The following is a 15906-nucleotide window of genomic DNA, read 5'->3' on the forward strand; positions in this document are numbered from 1 at the left end:
GTTATCTATTTTAATTTGCGGTCCATTCAATTTTTGAGGTCTGCCAAACCATTCGGCTGTGCAAAAGCTCATTATTGACTTCACCTTTTTGAGACAATGGGTAGACGATCCATAATGGCCCTTTATCGCGTATTGGCATAAATTTGCCATTTTTCTTTATCGCAATGATTGGATCATAGTTGTCGATGTCTGAATAAGGTATTTCTGACCAATAATTGTTGAGAGCAATGACTTTGAACGTTCCGGAGCTGATATTATGCTGTTGAGCGAGTTTTTTTAACGATACACCGGAGAAGTCAGTTTTACCCGCGGTCCACGGGGTCTCAGTTTTAAACTCAGTATCAGACATCTGAGTAAGATCATCCAACGTATATTGATAACTTTCATTATTAATCTCAAAAGTTAGAATTGAGTTTTCTTTTGCATTAATTGTAAATGAAAAAAGAGCGCAAAAGGCGATGACTAGAGAAAGACAAAATTTCGGGCTGAGTATATTTTGCATTACAGATACCTTGAGTGATATGCAATGAGCGTTATTGTTATTATTAATTGATAGGCAACTATTGGTATTTCTTCAATTCGCTTTCATGATTTTATTTGTCTATGTGAATTGCCGATGGTTTCTTGTAGGTAACATCTTCAATCAGATATACCGGCAGCGTGACTGCGGTAATGATCAGTATCGCGGCAGAGCAAGTCATTATTTTGGGTGCTTTATTATGTAATCTCATAAGAACCTCTCTCAAATTGCAACGAATTAACGGCACTTTGTTAAGGTAATGCAAAATATAAGCCATACGTGAGGTCAAGAATTACCAAAAAGAGGTGACGGGTATTGCAATAACAGGCGAGTAATTTATTCATACTCGCCTGTAGTAGATGCTCAGGATGCTTATTTTATTGCATTAGATGTTTTACCGTAGAGATCTAAACGGCGGTGACGCAGGTTGGTTACTGAGCCTTCTGTATTAAGTTGCTTTAACTTATCCAGATCGACATCTGCAAAAATAATCATTTCTGTATTTGGATTGGCTTCAGTGATGGTTGCATCATGAGGGAAGAAAATGTCCGATGGCGAAAATACTGCAGACTGCGCGTACTGAATATCAACATTATCCACTTGTGGCAAATTGCCAACGCTACCACCAATAGCAACATAACACTCATTTTCGATTGCTCGAGCTTGAGAACAAAGTCTTACTCGTTGATAACCGTTTTTCGTATCAGTCCAGAATGGTACGAATATAATCTGCACCCCTTGCTCAGCCATGATTCTGCCTAACTCAGGGAACTCACTGTCATAACAAATTAGGATGCCAACTTTGCCTGCATCAGTTTCAAATACCTGAATTTTGTCGCCACCATCAATAACCCATTCACGCTCCTCGTGTGGAGTAATGTGAATTTTGGCCTGTTCGTCGATATCTCCGTCGCGATGAAGAAGGTAAGAGACATTATAAAGTTGGTCGTCTTTCACTTCTGGCATACTACCCGCGATGATATTGATATTGTAGGTGATAGCCATTTCAGAAAAGCGATTTTTAATTTGCTCGGTAAAAGACGCTAGATATCGAATCGCTTCAACGGACGACTGACCATGCTGTAGACCCATCAACGGTGCGTTGAAAAATTCAGGTAGTAATGCAAAATCGGCTTTGTAATTGGAAAGTGACTGTATAAAGAATTCAGCTTGTTCCAACAGTTCTTCTACGCTGGCAACCTTTCTCATCTGCCATTGGATGATACCTAAACGAATAATGGTTTTTTCTGCGTCGTGGATTGAGTGTAAATCACCTTCGTAATAGAAGTTGTCCCATTCAAGAAGCGTTGCGTAACCCTGAGAACTGTTATCTTCTGGAAGATATTTCTTCATCAAGCGTTTTACGTCAAAATCATTCGCAAGTTGGAATGAAAGAATAGGATCGTGAATTTCTTTGCGTTTTACTTTTTTTATGTAGTCAATAACTTCCATCTCCTTAGCGTATTTTTTATAGCCCGGGATTCGACCACCTGAGAGGATGGCTTTTAAGTTATCATTGCGACACAGTTCTTTACGCGCTTCGTAAAGCCGTCTACCGAGGCGCAAACCACGATAATCTGGATGAACAAACACATCTAAGCCGTATAGTGCGTCACCATTTGGATTGTGCTGAATGACGTTATGCTCATTGACAATGTCTGTATAGAAGTGCGGTAAAGAATAACGATTATAGTCAACTTTGATGGTCAGGGCGCCACCAATGATTTTTCCATCGTCTTCGATACATATTTGACCGTCAGGATACTGATGGATTAGGTCCATAATCGTCATTCTTGGCCACGCTCCGCCGACATCCGGGAACACTAAATCCATCAATGCCGCAAGTTCGTCGTAATCACTTTTTTCTATAACGCGTAGTGTTAATCTTGGCGTTGCCGTTCTCATTCGGGAGTACTCCTTTTAATATCTCTTTTCATCTTGAACAACCTAAGCATCTAATTCAAGGACTGTTTTGTTATTGATTATGCCGTGGGAAAATATATGTTCCTTTTATTGGTGTTCTGCGACTGCTTAGGTTTAAAGCATTATAACCTAGTAACTTACTCGGGTATTTGCTAGTGTTGAAATTAAGATTCTTAGCAATTAAGTGTATTTCAATGACTCTTTCGTTCCCTCTAAAGTTCCATCGCCGTTATGCTTCTCTACCGACTCAATTTTACACCCGACAGCAACCTGAACCTCTCGATGATATTGAGTTGGTGGTATGGAATAGCGCTATTGCGAAAAAGTTAGGATTTCCTCCAGAACCTACGAAAGAGCTGGTCAATCAGCTATCTGGTTCTGAGCCTCTGTCATCAGAAAGTAATCAGTCATTAGCAATGAAATACGCAGGACATCAGTTTGGTGTTTATAATCCGGATCTCGGGGACGGCCGCGGTTTATTGCTGACTGAAATAGAAGATAACGAGGGTGTTATTTGGGACGTTCATCTTAAGGGAGCTGGGCGAACACCTTATTCCAGAATGGGAGATGGGCGTGCTGTGCTGCGCTCAACCATCCGTGAATATCTGGGTAGCGAAGCATTGAGTGCCTTGGGAATACCTACAACTCGAGCCCTTGCTATGATGAGCAGTCAGACACCAGTCTATCGTGAAAGCAAAGAAACTGGCGCTATGCTGCTCCGAATTGCAAAAACACACATTCGTTTTGGACATTTTGAGCATTTCTATTACACCCAGCAACATGATGAATTAAAGTTGTTGGCTGACAGCGTTATTGAGTGGCTTTATCCTGAATGTGCGAAAGCAGAAGCACCTTACGACGCTTTATTTACGGCTATTGTGAAGAAAACCGCTCATATGATTGCATTGTGGCAGGCCTATGGTTTTTGTCACGGTGTAATGAATACCGATAATATGTCTATTATTGGTGATACCTTCGACTATGGTCCTTATGCATTTCTTGACGATTATGATCCAAATTTTATCTGTAATCACTCGGATTATCAGGGGCGTTATTCCTTTAGTATGCAGCCCCGAATTGCCTTATGGAACTTAACCGCATTAGCTCAGGCTTTTTCCCCACTAATAGAAAAAACACAATTAGAAGAGGCGCTAGCATCATATGATGATGCGTTAAACCATAAATACAGTGAAATCATGCGTAAAAAATTTGGCCTGATTGAGCGAAGTGCTGGAGATGGTGATTTGATCTCAGATTGCTTCGCATTATTGGAAAAAGACCATGTTGATCATACAAGGTTTTTTAGACAGTTATCTATGTTGGACCAGCAGTCTGCTGATCATGTTATTGACTTATTTGTGGATCGCGTCAGTGCAGAGAAATGGATAAACAGGTATATTCTGCGCTGTGAGTCAGAGTCAAATGTGACTAATCAAAGAAAAAGCGTGTTTGAACGGTGTGATGAAATGCGCGCCATAAATCCAAAATACATATTAAGAAATTATTTGGCTCAACAGGCGATATCATTAGCAGAAGAAGGTGATTATTCCGAAATTGACAGGTTGTTGAAGGTGTTGTCCCGACCATTCGATGAACAGCCCGAATTTGACGAGTACGCCAAATTGCCACCTGATTGGGGCAAACATCTGGAGATCAGCTGCTCTTCTTAGCCATCCGTTGATATTGCGCATCAGGGATGATCAATAACAAAAGGTTTGAACGTGTTAAGTGCCCGAATATTAGTCGTCGATGACGATCCGGAAATCCGCGAATTGTTGCAGGAATATCTGTCGCAAAGTGGATTTTTGGTCGATACCGCAGAAAATGGTCGTCATTTGTTCCGCTATCTCGATGAAAATGAATACCCCGATCTGATTTTATTGGATGTGATGTTACCAGATTCCAATGGGTTTCAGTTATGTAAGAAGATAAGAGAGAACTCATCTGTACCCATTATTATGCTTACTGCTGTATCTGACGAAGCGGATCAGATCGAAGGATTGGAAATTGGCGCCGACGACTATATTGCCAAGCCGTTTAATCCTCGTCAGCTTGTTGCTCGCATTAATGCGGTTTTGCGTCGCGTCCAACTCATGAGCGAAAAGAAAGAAATTGCGCTACCTAAAACCATTCGTTTTGGTGACTGGACTCTCGATACTCTGTCGCAAAGAATGGTCGATATTGATGGGAATGAACATAATCTCTCGGGTGGTGAATTCTCGCTTTTAATTCTGTTTCTGACACATCCCAAAGAAGTACTAGACAAGGATACAATCTCTTACGCAACCCGTGGCCGAGAAACGTTACCCAATGAAAGAGGTATCGACGTACAGATAAGTCGGTTACGTCAGCGCTTAGGGACTAGTGAGGTGTTTCCATCGTATATCAAGACGATGAGGGGTAGTGGTTATATTCTATCTGTCCCAGTCACTTATGAGCGGTAATCATGGCAAAACACTCGTCTTGGTATGTATTCAATCCTAATCTACTCGTAAACCGGACTTTATTACTGACCCTTTCTGCTGTGGTAATCGCTCAGGTTATTGTCATGACAGTGATGTATCGTGATACTCGGCAGCAACATATCGAAGGGGTTCAGTCTGTTTCATCGAATATGGCTGGTATGTTTGCTTCAACGGTGACGTTTTTCCAGTCTCTTCCCGTAAAATACCGCCATATTATTCTGGATCAGGTGCGCAATATGGGGGGAACTCGTTTTTTTGTCTCGATTAACAAAGAACAACTGATTGTTGAACCTGTTGCAGATACTTTTTTGAAAGAGACATCAATACGTACTGTGAAGGATGTTTTGCAGCAGAAATTGGCGAATGTCGAGTCAATTCATGTCGAATTTTCTAAGCCTGAACGGTTACGGTTAATAAAGAACGATATTTTTCTATCTGATCTGCCTCGCTCATGGGCGTATCAAACGCTAACCCTTGAGCCTCTCAATCCCCCGGTTTTGGTCGTTCAAATCGAACTCAAAGCTGACGAGTGGATTTACATAGCGGCTTTATTACCGTCACCCTATATGAATTTAAGTATCCCTTTCATTGGTAAAGAGCAATTATTTTCATTAATAATGTCGACACTGTTGTTACTCATGCTGACGTTTCTTCTGATGCGTCGTCAAGTTCGGCCTCTGAGAAAATTGGCTCGAGCAGCAAATGAAATGAGTATGGTCGATGAGCCAACGCTGCTAAAAGAAGAGGGTGCTGAAGAAGTGATTATGGCAACCCGAGCTTTTAATCGCATGCAGTTGAGAATCAGACGGTATATATCTGACCGGGAAAAGCTATTTTCCTCTATATCTCATGACTTAAAAACGCCAATTACTCGGCTTCGCCTACGTACAGAGCTTTTGGATGATGATGTCAAAAGACAAAAATTCAATCATGATTTAGACGATTTAGAAATGATGGTGAAAGGCGCATTGCAGTGTCTTAGGGATACTGATTTGCATGAGAATGATGCTGAAATTGATATTGTCAGAGAAATTCAGTCGATAGCAGAAGCTTATAATATCGATGAGCAAAAAGTGTTTTTCTACTCCAACGCACCAGTCAGAATGATGGGTAAGCCTCTGGCTATTCGTCGGGTGTGCGCCAATTTGATTGAGAATGGCATTAAGTATGGAGAGCGCGTCGATATACTGGTTGATAGCGATCCGCAATGGATATACTTGTCGTTTTCCGATAAAGGCCCAGGGATAGATGAATCGAAGCTGGAGGCGGTTTTTGAGCCTTATTTTAGGTTAGCTAAAGACGATACTGGACATGGATTAGGGCTGGGGATTTGTCGCAGTATCATTCATGGGCACGGTGGTAGTATTGAACTCAATAACCTAGAGCCAACAGGTTTGCGTGTTACCGTGACGCTTCCCAATACTGAACGTCTTTTAGTAAGTGAATGACATGAAATATGTGAATAGAATCCTCATGTTGATTATTGTGATCTGCTTCTCTACGAGTGTATTTCCTGGGGAAGTGGAGGTCCTTCATTGGTGGACTTCAGGCAGCGAAGCTAAATCGATTGACTTGCTAAAGGATAAATTACGCCAGCAGGGACATCATTGGAAAGATTTTGCTATTGAAGGAGGTGGGGGTGAGAGTGCGATGACCGTATTGGCAACCCGGGCAATATCAGGTAACCCGCCTTCGGCTGCGCAAATTAAAGGAAAAGATATCCAAGATTGGGCGAGTTTAGGTTTACTCGCGAATATGAATGATGTCGCCAACCAACAACATTGGGACCAATTATTGCCGCCACTGATTGCCAACATAATGAGATCTGATGGCCGTTATGTTGGGGTGCCTTTAAACATTCACCGTATTAACTGGATGTGGGTAAACTCCGCCATTTTTCAAAAGTTTCATTTAGAAGTCCCTCATTCATTGGATGATTTTTTCAAGGTCGCTAAAACTCTAAAATCCAAAGGAATTTTGCCGCTTGCCCACGGAGGAGAACCATGGCAGGACGCTACTTTGTTTGAAGTTGTCGCGTTAGATACCTTGGGCGTGGATGGGTACCGTAAAGCGTTTGTCGATCTCGATTCTTCAACCTTGAATAGTCCTAAAATGGTTGAGGTTTTCAGCAAGTTTAAACAACTGTCATCCTATGTCGATACCAAGTCTCGCGGTCGAAACTGGAACCAAGCGTCATCGTTACTTGCTTCAGGTAAAGCCGCGATGCAAATTATGGGAGATTGGGCAAAAGGAGAATTTGACTCGCTTCATCTTAGAGCTGGAGAAGACTACGAATGTACTCCAGCGTTTAATACGGGCGGTGCTTTTATCTACAACGTAGACAGTATTGTGTTCTTTCAGTTAGAAAAGCAAGACGATATTGAAGCACAAAAAGCGTTAGCCAAAACGGTTTTGACGCCCGATTTTCAACGAGTCTTTAACTTCAATAAGGGGTCTATCCCGGTGAGAAAAGATGTTTCCCTGGAGGGTTTTGATGAATGTGCACTCCAATCTCATTATGCTTTCATTGAAGCATCACAGAATAACACTCTCGTACCCAGCATGGCTCATGGGATGGCAACAACCAGTTATGTCGAACGTGCTATGTATGATGTTATTTCGAGTTTTTTCCATGACCCTAACTCCGATCCTAAACTCGGAGCTTATCGCTTATCTAAAGCTGTTCAGGCTGCGATGTAATCTCTCTGTCTAGAAATGGGTGGAAAACTACCCATTTATTATTTTATTACGAGTAGAATCCCACCCATATTTTCCATAACTGCTCTGTCTGAATAATTGCCTTTGTATTTAAATTATTGATGTAATTTAAAATAATTATCATTTTTGTCATTTGGCTTAACTATTGCTGTATAAGTCTAACCCTCTAGCAACAATGCTTTAAAGGTTAATCAAAGGAGAACAATAATGAAAAAGCCTCTTGCTCTACTCGCTGCCTCGATTTTAGCTGCTACCAGTTTTGGCGCCTCCGCCAATTGTGATCCTGGTGAGGTGGTTATTAAATTCAGTCATGTAACCAACGCTGACAAGCATCCTAAAGGTATTGCTGCATCGTTACTTGAAAAGCGAGTAAACGAAGAAATGAATGGCAAAGCATGTATGCAAGTCTTCCCTAACTCCACTCTTTACGATGACGATAAGGTCCTCGAAGCTCTTCTTAATGGGGATGTCCAACTTGCTGCTCCATCGCTGTCGAAGTTCGAAAAGTTCACCAAAAAATATCGTCTCTTTGATTTGCCATTCTTGTTCAAAGATGTCGATGCAGTCGACCGCTTTCAGACTTCGGATGCCGGTGAAAAGCTTAAAAATGCCATGCGTCGAAGAGGTCTTCAGGGCATTGCTTTTTGGCACAATGGCATGAAGCAGTTATCTGCGAATAAGCCATTAATTCATCCTGAAGATGCAAAAGGTCTTAAATTTCGCGTTCAGGCCAGTGATGTTTTAGTTGCACAGTTTGAGCAGCTTGGCGCTAATCCGCAAAAAATGTCTTTTAAAGAGGTTTATGGCGGTCTTCAGACTAAGGTAATTGATGGGCAGGAAAACACTTGGTCAAACATTTACGGTAAGAAATTCTTTGAAGTTCAAGACAGTGTAACGGAAACCAATCATGGGATTCTAGACTATCTTGTCGTCACATCGACAGACTTTTGGAATGATCTTCCAGAAGATACTCGTCAGCAGCTAGGCACTATCATTGCGGAAGTAACCGAAGAACGTAACGCAGAATCGATGAAAGTAAACCTTGCGAATAAGCAAAATATCATTGATGCAGGAGGAACAATTCGTACTCTGACTCCTGAGCAGAGGGAAGAATGGGTAACGGCGCTTAAACCCGTTTGGCAGAAGTTTGAAAAGGACATTGGCTCCGATTTGATTGATGCTGCACTCGCATCGAATCAGTAATCCTCCTGCGCCTCACCTAAGTATTTTTGGGTGAGGCTATTATAAAAACGATGAGACTACGACGATGAAAAGTAACTTCTTTAATCGTGTTGGCGCCATTACGGACTCTATAGAAGAGTTCCTGATTGCCTTTTTTTTGGGGGCAATGACGTTGCTCACATTTGCTAACGTTGTGCTGAGATACGTATTTAATGACAACATCTTATGGGCGCTAGAACTTACCGTATTCATGTTTGCCTGGATGGTTTTGGTTGGAGCCTCTTACGGTGTCAAGAAACACTTCCACATTGGTGTTGACGTTATTATTAATATGGCACCAGATGGGCTTAGGAAAACGTACGCAATATTGGCTGCACTGTGCTGTTTAACCTTTTCCATATTGCTTCTCGTTGGTGCGTGGAATTATTGGCATCCTTTTATCACAACTCGAGCATGGTATGAAACAGATGACATTCCCATGCCAGAAATTCTCCAATTTTTAGCGGATGTTTTAAATGAAGGGGAACGATATGAAAAATTACCCCGTTTTATTCCTTATGCCGCTTTGCCGATTGGTATGGCATTACTCACATTCCGTTTTGTGCAAATGACAATTCAAATTCTTAAAGGTGATATCGATAGATTAATTGCTGGGCACGAAGCGGAAGAAGAATTGGAACAGTTAAAAGATCAAGTTCTGAATGGAAATGATCAGGACAATAACGGAGGTTCGAAATGAGTATTCTTTTACTGTTTATATTCGTTATTGGCTTCATGCTGATTGGCGTTCCGATCGCCGTCTCTTTAGGCTTATCAAGTATCCTATTTCTAATGATGCATTCAGAGGCGTCTTTAGCGTCTGTTGCCCAAACGTTATTTAATGCATTTGCCGGTCACTACACATTACTGGCTATCCCATTTTTTATTTTGGCTTCGAGCTTTATGTCCACTGGGGGGGTTGCTAAACGCATCATCCGATTCGCGATTGCCATGGTAGGTTGGTTTCCAGGTGGCTTAGCGATGGCGTCGGTTGTCGCATGTATGATGTTTGCTGCTTTGTCTGGCTCTTCTCCCGCAACCGTTGTTGCGATTGGAAGTATTGTTATCGCTGGGATGGTTAAGAATGGCTATACCAAAGAGTTTGCGGCAGGGGTTATCTGTAATGCTGGAACACTTGGTATCCTTATTCCACCTTCAATCGTTATGGTGGTCTATGCTGCGGCTACAGACGTGTCCGTGGGCCGTATGTTTCTTGGGGGAGTAATCCCGGGTCTGCTTGCTGGTGTCATGTTGATGATCGCCATTTATATTGCAGCTAAGGTCAAAAATCTTCCCAAACAGCCGTTTGTTGGGTGGCGTGAAGCGTTTAGCGCTGCAAAAGACGCCGTCTGGGGGTTATTACTCGTTGTGATCATTCTTGGTGGTATTTATGGAGGCATCTTTACTCCAACGGAAGCAGCGGCTGTTGCGGCAGTTTATTCGTTTCTTATTGCAAACTTCATCTACAAAGACATGGGTCCATTTGCCGACAAGAGTAACCGTCTTCCAGCATTAGCAAAAGTTGCTCAGGCCTTTGTGCACAAAGATACGAAAGCGACACTCTATGACGCAGGTAAGTTGACTATCATGTTACTGTTTATCATTGCTAATGCTTTGATTCTGAAGCATGTTTTAACGGAAGAACGGATTCCACAGATGATCACAGAATCGATGTTATCCATGGGCTTAGGACCGATCACATTCTTAATTGTGGTGAACGTCTTACTGCTCATAGGTGGTCAATTTATGGAACCATCAGGGCTGTTGATCATTGTGGCTCCGTTAGTATTTCCAATCGCTATAGAACTTGGTATTGACCCAATCCACCTGGGGATAATGATGGTTGTGAATATGGAAATAGGGATGATAACCCCACCAGTGGGACTCAATCTGTTTGTTACCGCGGGTGTGGCAAAAATGTCGATGATGAACGTAGTGAAAGCGGCATTGCCTTGGGTCGCAATCATGTTCCTATTCCTGATTATCGTTACTTACGTACCTTGGGTATCGACTTGGTTACCTACGACATTGATGGGACCAGAAATTATCACGAAATAGTTTAAACAAACTTTATCTCGTTCTAAGGTGCCACTCAATGAGTGGCACCGTTTTTTATTCAGGGTTTATAGTGATCCTTGTTGAGATGGTGTTTCTGCATTTTGTCGTATAAAGTTTTACGGGCGATTTGAAGTTTTTCCATAGTTAACTTAATGCTTCCGTTAGATTCTATGAGCGTATTTTCAATCAGTGACTTCTCATATTCGGCGACTTGTTCATTAAGATTCAACGCACTATCGGTTGGATGTTCAGCCATATCTAACTGAATCAATTTTCCCAACAGCACAAATCGTTCTGCTGCATTACGCAGCTCTCTTACATTTCCTGGCCAATTATGGCTTAGTAGGGTGTGCACTTCCTGATTTGATAGCGCATTAGCCGTTTTTGCATATCGTGCTGCGGCTACGAGTAAAAAATGGTGGAAAAGGGTAGGGATATCTTCCTTTCGTTCCCTTAGAGGAGGAATGTTCAGTGTGACAATATTAAGACGATAGTAAAGATCTAAGCGAAAATCGCCGGCTTCTGCTGCTTGCTTGAGGTCTACTTTTGTTGCTGCGATAATACGGATATCAAGCGGAATAAGGTCATTGGAGCCAACTCTTTCAACCATCCTTTCTTGCAAAACGCGCAGAAGCTTAATTTGCGCCGGCATTGGCATTGACTCGATTTCATCAAGGAACAGCGTTCCTCCCTGAGCGTGCTCGAATTTACCGATCCTCTTGTTGTCGGCACCGGTAAATGCGCCTTTTTCGTGGCCATAGAGTTCACTTTCTAATAAGTTTTCTGGCATTGCACCGCAATTGACAGCGACGAAGTTATTCTCGCGTCTGGGGCTCTGCTCATGAATAGAACGAGCAAATAACTCCTTACCAGTGCCAGTTTCACCGAAGAGTAGAACATCGGCATCGCTCGATGAGATCTGAGTAATGGTTTTACGAAGATCTTTTATTGAGTCAGTATCGCCAATGATTCTTGGACCTAGCGCTTTAGTCTCTTTTAAACTCTGTTTTAATTGATTATTTTCTATAACTAGTGAGCGTTTTTCATGAGCTCGCTTAACTGAGTCAATGAGCCGCTCCGTTGAAAACGGCTTTTCGATAAAATCGTAAGCTCCGTCATGGAGCGCTTGTACGGCCATAGATATGTCCCCATGACCGGTAATTAAAATCACAGGGATGTCTGGATCGTGATGCAACACTGAATTCATCAACTGAACGCCACTCAGGCCCGGAAGCTTAATATCACTCACCACAACGGTTGGGGTAATACCACGTTTAAGCTCAACTAATGCATCTTCTGCACTCGCAAAAAACAATGCTGAAAGTTCAGCCAACTCAAAACTTTGCTCCATTGCGGTTCTGATGTCATCTTCATCATCAATAAAAAACACATCGCACATAGAATTATCCTTGTGTTTTAGTTAATCGCAATAAGGGGAGGGTAAGTATGAACCTGGCTCCACCATTTTCATTTGAGCACGCGATAATTGTACCGTCCATGGACTCTGCAATTTGCATCGAGATAGATAGGCCCAATCCAAGTCCATTCTTTTTCGTAGTGTAAAAGGGTTCAAATATTTTGTCTGTGTCATCAGCTTGAATTCCTGGTCCAGAGTCGTCAACAGTAATGTTGCATTCGTCCTGATGAGTTGAAACACCAATGTGAACCTTTTTATCTTCTTTTTCATCTACGGCCTGAATAGCATTGGTCACTATGTTGACTAAAACTTGCTCAAATTCGACTGGATTCACGTAAAGGTAGATATCAGGTGTGTTTTCATCCAGAGTTAAATTCACTCGATGACTTTTAAGCTGCGGTTGCAGGAGATCTTTGACTGACAAGATAAGAGGAAGGACCAGACACTTTTTGCGTTGTTGATTCGACCTCTGTGAAAAGGATTTGAGTTGCGTACTAATTTGAGCGATACGCTCTGTCAGTGCTGAAATTCGAATTAAGTTGTCGTCAACCCGCTCGTATTTCTCTTTAGTCAGAAAGCGCCTTCCGTTTTCGGCATAGCTCCGGATTGCGGCAAGAGGATTATTAAGCTCGTGACTTACACTTGAAGACATCTGGCCTAGTACAGCAAGTTTAGCCGCTTGAATAAGTTCATTTTGTGTTTTGCGTAGCTGCTGTTCTGTCTTTTCTCTTTCGATAATTTCGCTGTGCAAGTCAGCCGTTCTTTCCATTACCTGAAATTCGAGTTTTTGTTTTGCTTCCGCCTGCAATAGTTCCATATGTCGTTGACGGACACGACGGCTATGTAAGAGAAGAATGGAAAGATATAAAATTAGAGAAGCCATGAGAGATAATAATATGTATGAGAAACTCGACCAAAATACGGAAATCTTGGGTGTGACGACTCTGATAATGAGAGGGATGTTTGTTAGTGCTTTGTTGGAAACAATGTAGTCTCCCTGCATCCAGTCAATTCGGTTATCCAACCACTCATTGTGGGTTATATGGCGGTTTATCGTTAATTGTAATGGCTCAATGTCACGGTTGAGGTAGCGACGTGACTGCTTAATGGCTTCCATTTTTATAGCGTTTATAGGCGTTAAACTCTTAAACAGCCAATCCGCTCGGCTCGACATAAAAATAATATTATTGGTGTCTGTTGCGACAAAATAGCTACCATCATTTTTCCAATGTTCTTCGATAGAGGACAGATCCATTTTTACGACGACCACACCGAGCACACTACCTGCGTGCACTATTGGGCTTGAGTAATAGTAACCACGTTCTCCAGAAGTTGAACCAAGAGCAAAATATTGGCTACTCTCGCCTTTCGATGCCTGTTGGAAGTAGGGTCTCCATTCGAAGTTCCGGCCAAGAAATGTTTTATCGTTTTGCCAGTTACTAGCAGCAATAGTTGTACCATTCGCATCAAGAAGATACGTGTCTGAGGCGTTAACGATTTGATTAATCTCCTGCAAATAGCGATTTGTAATATCGATTTGAGCTGAGTTCTTGGGTTGGTACAAGGCATCAATCAGTTGTCTGTCTTTTGATAAGAGTTTAGGTATATGTGAGTACTTATCAATCGTGGTTGTAATATGGCTTGAGAATCGCTCAAGTTGTAATTGGTGTTCGGATATTAGTGACCGATAGCTATGGTGCCAAACTATGTTGGCGCCGACAGTCACTAACAGTGCAACTAACAAGGCAAAAATAATATTGATTCGTTTAATCGACCACATATAACACCATTGTATAGTTACGACTTTAAAGGAGAATACAATTTTAGGAATGGTTCGACGAAATAACATTGCGAACTTTGAATTAAAATCTGAGCCAGATCTCTTTTTAAAATGAGGGTTAAAAAAATCGTTCGATTGTCTTGAAAATTAAGATACTGTCCCCATTTTTTAGCGATACAAGTTATATTTTGCGCCAAATGACGACTTTTTTCTGATTTTTGCTTAGAGATTCACCTCTGAACGGGCTTAGGCTCGACAGTTGGAAAGTTGGTCGTTAGAATGTCGCGTCTGGAAATTTGTCTAAAGACGATTTATCTCCGTTCGCAAACGTGTATCGAATACCCTTTTATTCGTGTCTTGTGTTTGAGGACGAGTAAAAAATCATAATGAGTACCTTTGGTACAAAACATGGATGAGGCTTTAGTTCGAGTGAGACTAAAGCTCATGATGCTCACGTTTATATGAGCGAGTTTTGAGGTTTATATACAATGCAAGTTACTGTTGAAACGCTAGAAGGCCTAGAGCGCCGTCTGAATATTACTGTTCCTGCTGCAAACATCGAAGATGCTGTAACAGCAGAACTACGCAACATCGCTAAAAATCGTCGTTTCGACGGTTTCCGTAAAGGCAAAGTGCCGATGAAGATGGTTGCAAAAATGTACGGCAAAGCAGTACGTCAAGACGTTCTAGGCGAAGTAATGCAACGCCACTTTATCGAATCTATCGTTAAAGAAAAAATTAATCCAGCAGGTGCACCAACGTTCGCTCCTGTAGACAACGAAGAAGGTAAAGACCTTGTATTCACAGCAACTTTTGAAGTGTATCCAGAAGTTGAGTTGAAAGGTTTGGACAACATCGTTGTTGAGAAACCAGCAGTGACTGTTAAAGACGAAGACGTTGCTGAAATGCTTGAAACTCTTCGTAAACAACAAGCAACTTGGAAAGAGTCTGACGCAGAAGCAGCTGAAGGCACTCGCGTAAATATCGACTTTACAGGTCGTATTGACGGCGAAGAATTCGAAGGTGGTAAAGCTGAAGGTTTCAACCTAGAAATGGGTCAAGGCCGTATGATTCCTGGTTTTGAAGACGGTATCGCTGGTAAGAAAGCGGGTATGGAATTCGAAATCGAAGTAAACTTCCCTGAAGATTACCACGCAGAAAACCTGAAAGGTAAAGCGGCGACTTTCGCTATCAAAGTAAACAAAGTTGAAGAGCGTGAGCTTCCAGAAATCACTGATGAATTCGTTGCTCGTTTTGGTGTTGCTGAAGGTGGCATTGAAGCTCTGAAAACTGAAGTTCGTAAAAATATGGAACGCGAACTTAAGCAAGCGATTAAGCAAAACATCAAGACTCAAGCGATTGATGGCCTAGTTAAAGAAAATGATATCGACGTACCTGTTGCCCTTATCGACCAAGAAATCGGTGCATTGCGTAAGCAAGCTGCACAGCGTTTTGGTGGTAATGAAGAAGCTGCAGCACAGCTTCCTCGCGAACTGTTCGAAGAGCAAGCAAAACGTCGCGTTGTTGTGGGTCTCCTTCTAGGCGAAGTCATCAAAGCTGAAGACATCAAAGCTGACGACGAAAAAGTGAAAGCTCTGATTGAAGAAATGGCATCTGCTTACGAAGATCCTTCTGAAGTTGTGGCTTACTATGAGCAAAATCAACAGCTTATGGACAACATGCGTAACGTAGCTCTTGAAGAGCAAGCGGTAGACGCACTTATTGCTAAAGCAAAAGTTTCTGAAAAAGAAATGAAATTTAATGAGTTAATGAACTCTGAAGCTGCGGCTTAATAAGCAATATG

The 15906-nt window shown here is 41.9% G+C and carries 13 protein-coding genes; 8 read left to right on the forward strand and 5 right to left on the reverse strand.

Features of this window, described 5'->3' with window-relative positions; translation table 11 throughout:
* Positions 1 to 10 precede the first annotated feature (10 nt).
* From EES38_RS08090 to EES38_RS08095, 3 genes are all read right to left on the reverse strand, one after another.
* Positions 11 to 502: a putative pterin-binding protein gene (locus tag EES38_RS08090; RefSeq protein ID WP_124936678.1), complete on the reverse strand. Its 492-nt coding sequence runs from the start codon at positions 500 to 502 to the stop codon at positions 11 to 13.
* A 91-nt stretch (positions 503 to 593) separates the two neighbouring features.
* Positions 594 to 731 carry a hypothetical protein gene (locus tag EES38_RS22145; RefSeq protein WP_166434223.1) on the reverse strand — a complete coding sequence of 46 codons (138 nt, stop codon included), beginning with the start codon at positions 729 to 731 and terminating at the stop codon, positions 594 to 596.
* Positions 732 to 892: 161 nt separating this feature from the next.
* Positions 893 to 2425 (reverse strand): bifunctional GNAT family N-acetyltransferase/carbon-nitrogen hydrolase family protein, encoded by a 1533-nt coding sequence (locus EES38_RS08095; RefSeq protein WP_124936679.1) that lies wholly within the window; start codon positions 2423 to 2425, stop codon positions 893 to 895.
* Positions 2426 to 2637: 212 nt separating this feature from the next.
* On the opposite strand from EES38_RS08095, the gene EES38_RS08100 reads away from it, so the two are divergent.
* The 7 genes from EES38_RS08100 to EES38_RS08130 all read left to right on the forward strand — a co-directional run bounded on the left by EES38_RS08100 (position 2638) and on the right by EES38_RS08130 (position 10905).
* Positions 2638 to 4113, forward strand: a complete 1476-nt coding sequence (locus EES38_RS08100; protein WP_124936680.1) for a protein adenylyltransferase SelO — start codon at positions 2638 to 2640, stop codon at positions 4111 to 4113.
* Positions 4114 to 4164: 51 nt separating this feature from the next.
* Positions 4165 to 4887, forward strand: a complete 723-nt coding sequence (locus EES38_RS08105; protein ID WP_124936681.1) for a response regulator — start codon at positions 4165 to 4167, stop codon at positions 4885 to 4887.
* Positions 4888 to 4889: 2 nt separating this feature from the next.
* Positions 4890 to 6356: an ATP-binding protein gene (locus EES38_RS08110; RefSeq protein ID WP_124936682.1), complete on the forward strand. Its 1467-nt coding sequence runs from the start codon at positions 4890 to 4892 to the stop codon at positions 6354 to 6356.
* 1 nt (position 6357) lies between these two features.
* Positions 6358 to 7608: an ABC transporter substrate-binding protein gene (locus EES38_RS08115; RefSeq protein WP_124936683.1), complete on the forward strand. Its 1251-nt coding sequence runs from the start codon at positions 6358 to 6360 to the stop codon at positions 7606 to 7608.
* Between the two features lie 225 nt (positions 7609 to 7833).
* On the forward strand, positions 7834 to 8829 hold the full coding sequence (locus tag EES38_RS08120; protein ID WP_124936684.1) for a TRAP transporter substrate-binding protein: 996 nt from the start codon (positions 7834 to 7836) through the stop codon (positions 8827 to 8829).
* Positions 8830 to 8893: 64 nt separating this feature from the next.
* Positions 8894 to 9547, forward strand: coding sequence for a TRAP transporter small permease (locus EES38_RS08125; protein WP_124936685.1), 654 nt, complete (start codon positions 8894 to 8896; stop codon positions 9545 to 9547).
* On the forward strand, positions 9544 to 10905 hold the full coding sequence (locus tag EES38_RS08130; RefSeq protein WP_124936686.1) for a TRAP transporter large permease: 1362 nt from the start codon (positions 9544 to 9546) through the stop codon (positions 10903 to 10905). Before EES38_RS08125 ends, EES38_RS08130 begins: the two co-directional genes overlap by 4 nt.
* Before the next feature lie 58 nt (positions 10906 to 10963).
* Here the strand turns inward: EES38_RS08130 and EES38_RS08135 are convergent, their stop codons facing one another.
* Positions 10964 to 12304, reverse strand: a complete 1341-nt coding sequence (locus tag EES38_RS08135) for a sigma-54-dependent transcriptional regulator (RefSeq protein ID WP_124936687.1) — start codon at positions 12302 to 12304, stop codon at positions 10964 to 10966.
* Positions 12305 to 12308: 4 nt separating this feature from the next.
* Positions 12309 to 14102 carry a sensor histidine kinase gene (locus EES38_RS08140; protein ID WP_124936688.1) on the reverse strand — a complete coding sequence of 598 codons (1794 nt, stop codon included), beginning with the start codon at positions 14100 to 14102 and terminating at the stop codon, positions 12309 to 12311.
* Between the two features lie 488 nt (positions 14103 to 14590).
* Here EES38_RS08140 and tig point away from each other — a divergent pair, with 488 nt between their 5' ends.
* Positions 14591 to 15895, forward strand: a complete 1305-nt coding sequence (gene tig, locus EES38_RS08145) for a trigger factor (protein WP_124936689.1) — start codon at positions 14591 to 14593, stop codon at positions 15893 to 15895.
* The last annotated feature ends 11 nt before the right edge of the window (positions 15896 to 15906 follow it).

It is taken from the genome of Vibrio viridaestus (assembly GCF_003856525.1).
GTDB classification, from domain to species: domain Bacteria; phylum Pseudomonadota; class Gammaproteobacteria; order Enterobacterales; family Vibrionaceae; genus Vibrio; species Vibrio viridaestus.

What these genes read in the sequence shown, in the direction of transcription:
- EES38_RS08140 (WP_124936688.1), bottom strand. Translation starts at nt 14,102, where the DNA reads ATGTGGTCGATTAAACGAATCAATATTATTTTTGCCTTGTTAGTTGCA.
- EES38_RS08090 (WP_124936678.1), bottom strand. Translation starts at nt 502, where the DNA reads ATGCAAAATATACTCAGCCCGAAATTTTGTCTTTCTCTAGTCATCGCC.
- EES38_RS08130 (WP_124936686.1), top strand. Translation starts at nt 9,544, where the DNA reads ATGAGTATTCTTTTACTGTTTATATTCGTTATTGGCTTCATGCTGATT.
- EES38_RS08120 (WP_124936684.1), top strand. Translation starts at nt 7,834, where the DNA reads ATGAAAAAGCCTCTTGCTCTACTCGCTGCCTCGATTTTAGCTGCTACC.
- EES38_RS08100 (WP_124936680.1), top strand. Translation starts at nt 2,638, where the DNA reads ATGACTCTTTCGTTCCCTCTAAAGTTCCATCGCCGTTATGCTTCTCTA.
- EES38_RS08095 (WP_124936679.1), bottom strand. Translation starts at nt 2,425, where the DNA reads ATGAGAACGGCAACGCCAAGATTAACACTACGCGTTATAGAAAAAAGT.
- EES38_RS08115 (WP_124936683.1), top strand. Translation starts at nt 6,358, where the DNA reads ATGAAATATGTGAATAGAATCCTCATGTTGATTATTGTGATCTGCTTC.
- EES38_RS22145 (WP_166434223.1), bottom strand. Translation starts at nt 731, where the DNA reads ATGAGATTACATAATAAAGCACCCAAAATAATGACTTGCTCTGCCGCG.
- EES38_RS08135 (WP_124936687.1), bottom strand. Translation starts at nt 12,304, where the DNA reads ATGTGCGATGTGTTTTTTATTGATGATGAAGATGACATCAGAACCGCA.
- EES38_RS08110 (WP_124936682.1), top strand. Translation starts at nt 4,890, where the DNA reads ATGGCAAAACACTCGTCTTGGTATGTATTCAATCCTAATCTACTCGTA.
- tig (WP_124936689.1), top strand. Translation starts at nt 14,591, where the DNA reads ATGCAAGTTACTGTTGAAACGCTAGAAGGCCTAGAGCGCCGTCTGAAT.
- EES38_RS08125 (WP_124936685.1), top strand. Translation starts at nt 8,894, where the DNA reads ATGAAAAGTAACTTCTTTAATCGTGTTGGCGCCATTACGGACTCTATA.